Origin of the sequence: Jatrophihabitans sp. (assembly GCF_051960575.1) — a bacterium.
GTDB lineage: Bacteria > Actinomycetota > Actinomycetes > Mycobacteriales > Jatrophihabitantaceae > JBQCEE01.
Genome location: NZ_JBQCEE010000235.1, coordinates 1 through 9,831, shown reverse-complemented (window position 1 = coordinate 9,831; position 9,831 = coordinate 1). Strand labels below are relative to the sequence as shown.

Genomic DNA, 9,831 nt, shown 5'->3' with positions numbered 1-9,831 from the left:
ATCGAGGAGCCGCGGCACCGCGTCGACCACGTGCTGCGCCTGCGCGAGCTGCAGGACGAGACCGGCGGCTTCGTCGTCTTCATCCCGCTGCGCTTCCACAACGACAACAACCGGCTGTCGCACCTGCAGATGGCCCAGCCGGCCGACGTGCTCAAGACCTTCGCCGTCTCGCGGCTGCTGCTCGACAACTTCGACCACGTCAAGGTCTTCTGGGTCATGCACGGCCTGTCGACCTCGCAGCTGGCGTTGAACTACGGCGCCGACGACATGGACGGCTCGGTCGTCGAGTACAAGATCACGCACGACGCCGACCACTACGGCACGCCGGACAAGCTGACCCGCGACAACCTGCTCGACCTGATCCGCGACGCCGGGTTCCGGCCGGTCGAGCGCAACACCCGCTACGAGGTGCTGCGCGAGTACGACGGTCCGGTGTCGCTGGCTGAGCGGCGCGCCGAGCCGCAGGCCGTCTGGGCGTGAGTGCCGTGGGGGAGCCGGCAGCACCATCAGCACAGCCTCCGGAGCCGCGCTTCGGCAAGTGGATGGGCGCGATGTGGCTCTACACGCTGCTGCGTGTCGCGCTGTTCCTCGTGCTGTGGGGCCTGGTCTGGCTGGTCGGCGTGCGTGACGGCCTCTGGTCCGCCGTCGTCGCCCTCGTGCTCTCGATCCCGCTGTCGTACGTGCTGCTCGCCCGCCCGCGCGCGGCGTTCTCGGCGCAGATCGAGCAGCGCCTCGAGGCGCAGCGCGCCCGCAGGTTCGCCTTCGACCAGGAGCTCGATCCGGCCAACGCCGCCGACCCGGACGACGCTGTCGACCCGGACGACCCGGAGGCCCCGCCCGCGCCGAAGCGATGACGCTCAGGCCGGTTGCAGCCCCTCGCTCGGGTTCTCCAGGGACTCGATGACGCGGACGAGATCCGCCTGGGCCCCGCGCTGGCCCTGACTCAGCGCGAACGACACCCGCTCGCCGGGTGCGAGATTCTTGAAGGAGCCGGCGGCGAGCGCGGTGTAGTGGACGAACACCTCGGCCCCGCCGTCGTCCGGCGCGATGAACCCGTAGCCACGGTCGCAGTCGAACCAGGTGACCGTGCCCGTCGTCGTCGCCATGGCCCGCTCCTCAGCTCGTCGGACGCGTCCAGATTGATCCTGCACGCGTGAAATGAGCGTGACCCCGGGACTTCGGGTGCAGCAGATGTGGCCGTTCGGCCGACACGCTCCGTGCCCGGCAAAGCCGGACAAAGCCGGGCCGGGGCGACGAAGCGGGCCCGTCACCGGTGACCCCGGCGCGCGTTGATACGGGTGTCTGCATCGAACACCCGGACGCCGGCCCGGTTGATCGCGGCCCGCACTTCGAAGCGGGTCGGAGCGCAGGAACCCTTCCCATCTCTGTTCAGGAGTTCTGTCATGCCCAAGATCAACAAGAAGCTCGTCTCCGTCGTCGGCGCCGGCCTCATCGTCGCCACCGGTGCGGGTGCCGCGTTCGCCTACTGGAGCACCACCGGGTCGGGCACCGGCTCGGCCACCGCCGGCACCGACGCGGGGTTCGCCGTGACCGTGTCCGGTCCGTCCAACCTTGTCCTCGACCAGGCCCAGAACATCACGGTCGGCATCACGAACAAGGCGACGTTCAAGCAGCAGCTGAAGGCCATCCACGTCACCGTGACCGGCACGCAGGACCAGTCCGGCAACTCGCTGTCCGCCAGCTGCCTCCCGAGCTGGTTCAGCGTCGTCGACCCGACGGTGTCGGCGCACGAGCTGGCCGGGTCGGCCGCCGAGAGCTACACCGCCGCGATCACCCTCGTCGACAACGCCTCGGACCAGAATTCGTGCAAGGGCGCGACGGTCCTGCTGCGGGCCGACGCGAGCTGAGACCCCCTTCCCCCCGCAGGTCCCCCGGGCGATTCCCCCCGCCCGGGGGACCGTTTCACGTTCCCCCCGACATGACCGATGAGGACATGCCATGACATCGCGACGCATCCGCCGACTCCGCCTGGCCGCGCTCGTCGCGCTGCCCGCGGCCGGTCTCGCCGTCGCCGGTGCGCTGGCAGCGACGCCGAGCCGCCCCGACCTCGCCGCGGCGCCGGTGCGCACGACGCCGCCCGGACCGGTCGACAGCCGGAGTCCGTTCGGGGTCGGCAGCACGTCCTCGTCCCTCGGTCTCGCCCTCGCGCCGGCGTCCGCGACCGTGTCGCCCGGGACCGCGGCCGTGATCGGCGTGACGATCGAACGCACCCGGTTCGCGGCACCGGTTGCCCTGGCGGTCGCAGGCCTGCCGCGCGGCGCATCCGCGGCGTTGACGCCCGTGGTCACCACGACCTCGGCGTCCAGCCTCCGGATCAGCACGGCCGGCACGACACCGGCCGGCTCGTACCAGCTCGCCGTCACCGCGAGCGCCTCCGGCGCGACCGCGACAGCGACCATGACGCTGGTCGTCGCAGCGCCGGGCGTGAAGACCTTCGCGCTGAGCGGCACGCTCGACCGGGCGCTCGCGCCGGGTGTCACCGGCTCGCTGGACGTCTCGATCACGAACCCGAACGCGCAGGACATCCAGGTGACGTCCATCGACCTCACGGTGACAGGGACGAACACGCCCGGCTGCACCCCCGACGATTTCTCGACGACCGCTTACACCGGTGCCACGCTCACCGTCCCCGGACGGGCGACGCGCTCGCTGAGCGGGCTCGGCGTCCCCGTCCCGGCGCGGCCGACCATCACCCTCGTCGACCGGCCCACCAACCAGGACGCCTGCCGTCGCGCAGTGCTGACGCTCGCGCTGACCGGGAAGGGGCACAGCTGATGGCTCGGACCCGGGTCGGCACACGCCGTGTGCTGCTGCCACTGATGGCCTTCGCCGTCGTCGTGACCGCCGGCCTCGGCACGGCGTTCGCGTACTGGCGCTCGCCGAGTTCCGGAACGGGATCGGCCACCGTCGGCACCCTGGGCGCACCGTCCAACGTCACCGCGTCGTACGCCGCGGGCACCGGGAACGTCACCGTGCAGTGGACCGCATCGGGCGGGACGCCCTCGCCGACCGGCTATTACGTGCAGCGTGTCAGCGGTGGCACCACGGCCGCCGCCTGCAACACCGGTGCGAGCAGCCCCACCACCGCCACGACGTGCACGGACGCCGCCGTCCCGGGCGGCACCTACACCTACACGGTCGTCGCCGTCTGGAAGTCGTGGACGGCGTCCGCGTCGGCCGCACCGGTCACGGTCACGGTCGTCAAGACGAACCAGTCGATCAGCTTCACCTCGACCGCGCCGGCGAGCGCGACGATCGGTGGCAGCTCCACCGTGTCGGCGACCGCGACCTCAGGTCTCGCCGTGGCGATCGTCGGATCCGGTGCGTGCTCGGGCAGCGGCTCAGGCTCCGCCTCGGTCTCGTACACGGCCTCCGGCACCTGCACCATCACGGCAAGCCAGAGTGGCGACGCCAGGTGGAACGCCGCCCCGGACGTGACGCAGACGGTGACCGTGAATCCCGTCATCACCAGTGTGTCGCCGACGGTGGTCGCGAACGGCGCGTCCATCACCGTGACGATCGGTGGTTCCGGCTTCGTGTCCGGCGCGACGGTGGGCGTCACCGGGAAGTTCGCGTCCTCGAACGTCGTCGTCGTGTCGGCGTCCAAGATCACGGTCACGATCAAGAACACGAATTCGGGGGCGTCCGCGAAGTCGACCTCGGTGACGGTCACCAACCCGGATTTGACGACTGCGACTGCGCAGGTCCAGATCACCAACTCCTGATCCGTGCCGCACGGTGCGCGCCGGGCGGGAGATGATCTCGCGCTCAGGCACACCCTGGCGCGCCTGAGCGCGTGATCATCCGCGGACGAGCGCGATCGCGTCGGCGACGGCCTGCCGGTTGCCGGCGACGAGCCAGCGGTGGCCATCGTGCTCGAGCACCTCAGCGGCGCCGCCGGCGGCGAGCACGAGCGCGGCGCCGGGGTACCAGTCCCACCAGGCCGAATCGGTCTGCACGAACAGGCCCAGCCGGCCGGACGCGACGGACGCCAATTCGACCGACCCCGACCCGAGCATACGCACGGTCGCGGCGGACGACACGAGCCGGAGGAACGGCTCGCGCAGACGACCGTCGGACAACCTCGGCGGGTGCAGGTACGACGCCAGCGACACCTCGCCGAGCGGGCGGTCGACCAACGCGGGCACCGAAGCACCGTTCAGCGTCAGCGGCACCGACGGTCCACCGACCCACAGCTCGTCCGTGGTCGGCTGGTACACCGCGCCGAGCACCGGCCCCGTCGCGTCCACCAGGCCGAGCGCCGAGCACCAGACAGGCAGCCCGGAGAGGAAGTTGTACGTCCCGTCGACCGGATCGACGTACCAGGTTCGCTCGCCCGACTCGGACGTCCCCTCCTCGCCGATGATCCCGTCGTCGGGACGCGCGGAGCGCAGCCGCGAGACGACCAGCTCCTCCGCGGCGTGGTCGGCCGCGGACACCACGTCCGTCACCGAGGTCTTGTACTCGGTGCGCAGTCCGTCGGCGAGCATGTGGGCGGCGAGGGTGCCGGCGTCGCGGACGAGGTCCTGTGCGAGTTGGCGATCGTCGGGTGGATCGTCGGTCACTCGTGCGACCCTAGCCGGACAATCCGGAAGGGGACGTCCGTGCCGAAACGCCGTGGGACGCGCATCGCCGCTGCGCTGCTGCTGATGCTCGCGACCCTGGTGGTCCCCGCGACGGGCGCCGACGCGTCCGCCCCGCCGGCGCTCAGGGGTGCCACGCTCACTGCCGCCACCTACGGCCTCCGCCTCGCGTGGGACGCACCGGCCGCCGGCGTCACGTCCGTCGTCATCCGCGCCGTCTACGACACCAGCACGCCGATCGAGCGGCCGAGCGACGGCGACCTGGTCGCCACGCTGCCCGCGTCGCGCCGCACGTACACCGACGTCACCGTCGTGCCCGGCCACACCCGCCACTACGCGCTCTTCGCCCGGTCGAGCAGTGGCTACGGCCCGCTCGTCCGCCTCGCCGGACGCGTGCTCCCGGCCGCCGCCGCCACCCAGTTCCAGGTCGTCTACGTGGTGCCGAGGGATGTCGTCGCGGTGAACCGCACGGCGGCGATCCGCACCGACCTCGGCTCGGTGATCAGGTGGTTCGCCGGGCAGACGGGCGGGCGCCGGCTGCGCTTCGTCCGTGCCCCGTCGCACGCGATCCGGGTGCAGACCTTCCGGCTGTCGATCACGCGCGCCGCCCTGCAGCGCACCGCGAACGGGCACGACGGCCTGGCCGACATCAAGCGGCAACTCGGCAGCAGCGGGCTGCTCGCCCCGCGCTCGCTCGCCGTCGTCTACGTCGAGTCGAGCAGCAGCCGCGGTGAGTGCGGCGTCGAGGGCGGCCCGCTCGCCGTGCTCTGGATGCACTCGTGCGGCGGCATCTACCCGAGCACGAAGGACGCGTTCCCCTACGGCGCCACCTACCTCGCCGCGCACGAGATGACCCACGCGATGGGCGCCGCGCCGAACTGCGCGAGGCACTCGACCAAGGACGGCCACGTCGGCGACAGCTGGTACCCGGCGACGGTCGGCGGACGGACGGTGCGGCTGGGGCGCGACATCATCTACGAGGGCCCGCCCGGTGTGCCGTGGGGACGCGACTACCAGCACCTCGTCCTCGACTGGCGCCACGACGACTACTACGGCACCGGCAGCACCACCTGCCCGGACCTCGCGAAGGACCGGGTCTGGATCCCCTGACCGGCCGCGTACCGTCGAGGACATGACGGCGCCGCGTCCCCGGGTCGGGCACATCCAGTTCCTGAACTGCCTGCCGATCTACTGGGGACTCGTCCGCTCCGGCGCGCTGCTCGACGTCGAGCTCACCAAGGACACGCCCGACCGGCTCAACGACGCGCTCGTCGCAGGGACGCTCGACATCGGCCCGATCTCGCTGGTCGAGTACCTGCGCAACGCCGACCACCTGCTGCTGCTGCCCGACCTCGCGGTGGGCTCGGACGGGCCGGTGCTCTCGGTCAACCTCGTGACGCAACGTCCGTTGAGTGAGGTGCGCCGTGTGGCGCTCGGCTCGACGTCACGCACGTCCGTGCGGCTCGCGCGCATGTGGTTGCGCGAGGTGCACGGGGTCGAGCCCGAGTACTTCGAGTGCCCGCCCGACCTCACCGCGATGCTGCTCGAGGCCGACGCCGCGGTGCTGATCGGCGACACCGCCCTGCGCGCCACCTACGACGCACCCCGCCGCGGTCTCGAGGTGCACGACCTCGGTGCCGCGTGGCGCGAGTGGTCGGGGCTGCCGATGGTCTTCGCTGTCTGGGCCGCCCGGCGCGACTACGCCGCCGCCAACCCGGGACTGGTGAAGGACGTGCACGAGGCGTTCGTGCGCAGCCGCGACGAGGCGTTGTTGCACGTCGACGACATCGCCGCGCAGGCCGCGCGGTGGGAGGTCTTCGACGCGCCCACGCTCGCCACGTACTTCCGCACCCTCGACTTCCGCCTCGGCGAGCGGCAACTGGCCGGGCTGCAGGAGTTCGCCCGCCGCGCCGGCCTGCCCGTCGAGCCGGCGTTCGCCGAGGTCTGACGCGACGCCAGGTTTCGTCCGCAGCGCGCTGCGGTAGGCGGACGGCATGCGCCCCGGCCGGCCTGTCGCTCGCACCTGTCCTGACCGCCGATGACGACGGCAGCGGCGCCCGGTCGTGCCGGACATCGCCGGGCCGTGGTCGCGGCAGCGCTGGTCACCGCGCTCGCCATCGCGGCGGTCGCGCTCGCGTGGTCGAAGTGGGTGCCGTACCTGCACAAGGCGGTCACGCTGTCGGGCACCCACACGTGGAAGGGCAGCAGCATCCTGGCCGTGGGTGGTGTCCACGCCAGTAACGCGCCGTCGTGGCACGCGGCGACCTCGTTCGCGTCCGCCTACTTCGAGCTGGTGTGGCGGGCCCTCGTCGCGGCCCTGCTCATCAGCGCGGCGGTGTCGGCGTTCGTCCCGGGCAGCTGGGTGGCTCGCGTCATGAACCGTCGGACGAAGGTGGGCAGCGCCGCCGTCGGCGGACTCATGAGCACGCCCAGCCTGATGTGCACCTGCTGCACCGCACCGGTGGCCGCGACGCTGCGGCGTGAGGGCGCAGGCACGGCTGCGGTCGTCGCCTACTGGCTCGGCAACCCGCTGCTGAACCCCGCCGTGCTCGTCTTCCTCGGCTTCGTCGCCCCGTGGCAGTGGGTCGTCACCCGGCTCGCGGTCGGCCTGGTGGTGGTGGTCGGTGGCTCCGCACTGGTCGGGCGACTCGTGGAGCGTGACGCCGAGCAGCGCCCGGCCGCCGTGCCGGCGGACGCGAGCCGGCCGGTCGACGGAACCTGGCTGGCCGGGGCGCCACGGCGCTTCGTGCTCACGCTGCTGCGCCTGGGTCTGATCCTGGTGCCCGAGTACCTCGTCGTGGTGCTCGCAGTCGGCGCCGTGCGCGGCTGGCTCTTCCCGGTCGGCGAGAGCGGGTTCGTCCACGCCGGCGTCCTCGTCGTCATCGTCGCCGCTGTCGTCGGCACGCTCGTGGTCATCCCGACCGGTGGCGAGATCCCGATCGTCGCGGGGCTCGCCGCGCTCGGCCTCTCGCTCGGCGGCGTCGGCGCGCTGCTGCTCACGCTGCCGGCCGTGAGCCTGCCGGCGATGGCCATGCTCGTGCGGTCGCTGGGCCGGCGAGCCGTGGGCGCAGCCGCTGGTGTGGTTGCTCTCGGGGGAGTGCTGGCCGGCGGGCTGCTGACCGCGCTCGGCTGACCGCTCGGCCGAACTTGGTCCCCTGCAGTGACCGCTCGGCGATCTTGTTGGCGACCGCAGCAGGGGACCAAGTCGGCTATCTCAGCGCCGGGTGCTGCTTCGCGAGGATCGGGACGAGCAGCTTCCGGGGCGCGAGCGCGGCGAACACCGACCCGACGCGGTTGCCGACGCCGGGGATGACGACGAGCCGGCCGCGGTCCATGCCGTCGACCGCGAGCCGCGCAACCCGGTCGGCCTCGACCCAGAGGAACGCGGGCAACGCGTCCTCGGCGTCGTGGTCGGCGAAGCCAGCACGCTCGCCGAAGCCGGTGTGCACCGGCCCCGGGCCCAGCGCCGTCGCGGTCACGCCGGTGCCACGCAGCTCGCCGGCGAGCGACTGCGTGTACGACAGCACGAACGCCTTCGCCGCTGCGTAGCCGGCCTGCCCGGGCAGCGGCTGGAACGCCGCCGTCGAGGCGACGTTGAGCACCGCGCCGCGTCCGCGCGCGACCATGCCCGGCACGAACCGGCTGCACAGGTCGGCGACGGCCACGACGTCGACCTCGAGCATCCCGACCTCGGCCTCGGCGTCGGACGACGCGACCGGCCCCATCGTCGAGAAGCCGGCGTTGTTCACGAGGATCTCGGGCACGAGGCCCAGCTCGGCGACCCGCGCGGGCAGAGCCGCCCGCGCGTCCCGGTCGGCGAGGTCGCACGGCACGACGTGCGCGCCGGCGCCGAGGCGGCCGGCCAGCTCCCGCAGACGGTCCTCCGACCGCGCCACCAGCACCACCGAGTTGCCCCGCCGCGCCAGGATCGTCGCGATCTCGAGCCCGATCCCGCTGGACGCACCCGTGACGATCGCCGCGCCCGTCAATGTCCTGCCCATGCGCCGAGCGTATCCACGGCCCCGATCCCGTCGACCCGCCCGGATCGTCACCCGCCGGCCGCCGAAGCGGCGTTCTCGGGCGGTCGAGCGGGTCGACCCGCCGGGGCGGTCAGTGCCGTCCGGACACACCTGACAGCAACCGGACCGAACGGGCGGACGCGCGGGTCGCCCCCGTAACCTGGCTGGCGTGACGATCGCCGAGATCCTGGACCGCGCCGCGAGCGGCGGCCGCATCACGCCGGACGAAGCCCTGCTGCTCTACACCGACGCCCCGCTGCACGCCCTGGGGCAGGCGGCCGACACGGTGCGGCGCCGGCGCTACCCGGACAACATCGCCACCTACATCATCGACCGCAACATCAACTACACGAACGTCTGCGTCACGGCGTGCAAGTTCTGCGCCTTCTACCGCGCGCCGAAGCACGAGGAGGGCTGGACGCACAGCGACGAGGAGATCCTGCGCCGCTGCGGCGAGGCCGTCGAGCTCGGCGCCACGCAGATCATGCTGCAGGGCGGCCACTCACCGGAGCTCGGCATCGAGTGGTACGAGCGCATCTTCGCCGCGATCAAGCGCGAGTACCCATCGCTGACGTTGCACAGCCTCGGCGCGTCCGAGGTCGTGCACATCGGCCGCACGAGCGACCTCCCGCACGAGGAGGTCATCGCACGCCTGCACGCCGCCGGCCTGGACAGCTTCGCGGGCGCCGGCGCCGAGATCCTGGTCGACCGGCCCCGCACCGCGATCGCCCCGCTCAAGGAGAAGGGCGAGGTCTGGCTGTCGGTCATGGAGGCCGCGCACCGCCTCGGCGTCGAGTCGACCGCCACGTTCATGATGGGCACCGGCGAGACGAACGCCGAGCGCATCGAGCACCTGCGGATGATCCGTGACGTGCAGGACCGCACCGGCGGCTTCCGCAGCTTCATCCCATGGACGTACCAGCCGGAGAACAACCACCTCAAGGGACGCACCCAGGCGACCAGCCTCGAGTACCTGCGCATGGTCGCCGTCGCGCGGCTCTTCTTCGACAACGTCAACCACCTGCAGGGCTCGTGGTTGACCACCGGCAAGGACATCGGCCAGCTCACGCTGCATTTCGGCGCGGACGACCTCGGTTCGGTGATGCTCGAGGAGAATGTCGTCTCGTCGGCCGGCGCGCGGCATCGCAGCAACCGCACGGAACTGATCGAGCTGATCCGCGGTGCCGGGCGGATCCCCGCTCAGCGCG

Annotated in this window: 11 protein-coding genes and 1 pseudogene; 9 read left to right on the top strand and 3 right to left on the bottom strand. The window is 72.2% G+C overall.

Translation table 11 applies throughout. The features are described from left to right. Together ACTHMS_RS12965 and ACTHMS_RS12960 are read left to right on the top strand one after the other, a co-directional pair. A pseudogene (locus tag ACTHMS_RS12965) lies at window positions 1-480 on the top strand (aminofutalosine synthase MqnE); the annotation flags it as partial. Further along, the gene (locus tag ACTHMS_RS12960) at window positions 477-854 is read left to right on the top strand and encodes a DUF4229 domain-containing protein (RefSeq protein WP_440307085.1); all 378 of its coding nucleotides are present in this window, start codon (window positions 477-479) and stop codon (window positions 852-854) included. The pseudogene ACTHMS_RS12965 and the gene ACTHMS_RS12960, both read left to right, overlap by 4 nt. A gap of 3 nt (window positions 855-857) precedes the next feature. Here ACTHMS_RS12960 and ACTHMS_RS12955 read toward each other — a convergent pair whose 3' ends face one another. Continuing rightward, window positions 858-1,106 (bottom strand): cold-shock protein, encoded by a 249-nt coding sequence (locus tag ACTHMS_RS12955; protein ID WP_440307084.1) that lies wholly within the window; start codon window positions 1,104-1,106, stop codon window positions 858-860. 297 nt (window positions 1,107-1,403) lie between these two features. Between ACTHMS_RS12955 and ACTHMS_RS12950 the strand changes: the two genes are divergently transcribed. From ACTHMS_RS12950 to ACTHMS_RS12940, 3 genes are all read left to right on the top strand, one after another. Beyond that, window positions 1,404-1,868, top strand: coding sequence for a hypothetical protein (locus tag ACTHMS_RS12950; RefSeq protein WP_440307083.1), 465 nt, complete (start codon window positions 1,404-1,406; stop codon window positions 1,866-1,868). A 91-nt stretch (window positions 1,869-1,959) separates the two neighbouring features. Next, window positions 1,960-2,796: a hypothetical protein gene (locus ACTHMS_RS12945; RefSeq protein ID WP_440307082.1), complete on the top strand. Its 837-nt coding sequence runs from the start codon at window positions 1,960-1,962 to the stop codon at window positions 2,794-2,796. Continuing rightward, a complete protein-coding gene (locus tag ACTHMS_RS12940) occupies window positions 2,796-3,746 on the top strand; it encodes a hypothetical protein (protein ID WP_440307081.1) in 951 nt (316 codons plus the stop codon). Before ACTHMS_RS12945 ends, ACTHMS_RS12940 begins: the two co-directional genes overlap by 1 nt. 75 nt (window positions 3,747-3,821) lie before the next feature. On the opposite strand, the gene ACTHMS_RS12935 is transcribed toward ACTHMS_RS12940, so the two are convergent. Then, entirely contained in the window at window positions 3,822-4,586 is a 765-nt protein-coding gene (locus tag ACTHMS_RS12935) for an inositol monophosphatase family protein (RefSeq protein ID WP_440307080.1), read from the bottom strand. A gap of 39 nt (window positions 4,587-4,625) precedes the next feature. Here ACTHMS_RS12935 and ACTHMS_RS12930 point away from each other — a divergent pair, with 39 nt between their 5' ends. From ACTHMS_RS12930 to ACTHMS_RS12920, 3 genes are all read left to right on the top strand, one after another. Next, window positions 4,626-5,714: a hypothetical protein gene (locus ACTHMS_RS12930; protein WP_440307079.1), complete on the top strand. Its 1,089-nt coding sequence runs from the start codon at window positions 4,626-4,628 to the stop codon at window positions 5,712-5,714. A 22-nt stretch (window positions 5,715-5,736) separates the two neighbouring features. Then, entirely contained in the window at window positions 5,737-6,552 is an 816-nt protein-coding gene (locus tag ACTHMS_RS12925; RefSeq protein ID WP_440307078.1) for a menaquinone biosynthetic enzyme MqnA/MqnD family protein, read from the top strand. Between the two features lie 135 nt (window positions 6,553-6,687). Further along, window positions 6,688-7,737 (top strand): permease, encoded by a 1,050-nt coding sequence (locus tag ACTHMS_RS12920; RefSeq protein WP_440307077.1) that lies wholly within the window; start codon window positions 6,688-6,690, stop codon window positions 7,735-7,737. 76 nt (window positions 7,738-7,813) lie between these two features. Here ACTHMS_RS12920 and ACTHMS_RS12915 read toward each other — a convergent pair whose 3' ends face one another. Further along, entirely contained in the window at window positions 7,814-8,605 is a 792-nt protein-coding gene (locus ACTHMS_RS12915; RefSeq protein WP_440307076.1) for an SDR family NAD(P)-dependent oxidoreductase, read from the bottom strand. Between the two features lie 187 nt (window positions 8,606-8,792). Here ACTHMS_RS12915 and mqnC point away from each other — a divergent pair. Next, window positions 8,793-9,831 (top strand): cyclic dehypoxanthinyl futalosine synthase (mqnC, locus tag ACTHMS_RS12910; protein ID WP_440307075.1); only part of this gene is annotated, 1,039 nt, incomplete at its 3' end.

Bases quoted from the DNA above. Each gene is read 5' to 3' on its own strand.
- ACTHMS_RS12955 (WP_440307084.1), bottom strand. From the start codon at position 1,106: ATGGCGACGACGACGGGCACGGTCACCTGGTTCGACTGCGACCGTGGC.
- ACTHMS_RS12950 (WP_440307083.1), top strand. From the start codon at position 1,404: ATGCCCAAGATCAACAAGAAGCTCGTCTCCGTCGTCGGCGCCGGCCTC.
- ACTHMS_RS12945 (WP_440307082.1), top strand. From the start codon at position 1,960: ATGACATCGCGACGCATCCGCCGACTCCGCCTGGCCGCGCTCGTCGCG.
- ACTHMS_RS12940 (WP_440307081.1), top strand. From the start codon at position 2,796: ATGGCTCGGACCCGGGTCGGCACACGCCGTGTGCTGCTGCCACTGATG.
- ACTHMS_RS12925 (WP_440307078.1), top strand. From the start codon at position 5,737: ATGACGGCGCCGCGTCCCCGGGTCGGGCACATCCAGTTCCTGAACTGC.
- ACTHMS_RS12915 (WP_440307076.1), bottom strand. From the start codon at position 8,605: ATGGGCAGGACATTGACGGGCGCGGCGATCGTCACGGGTGCGTCCAGC.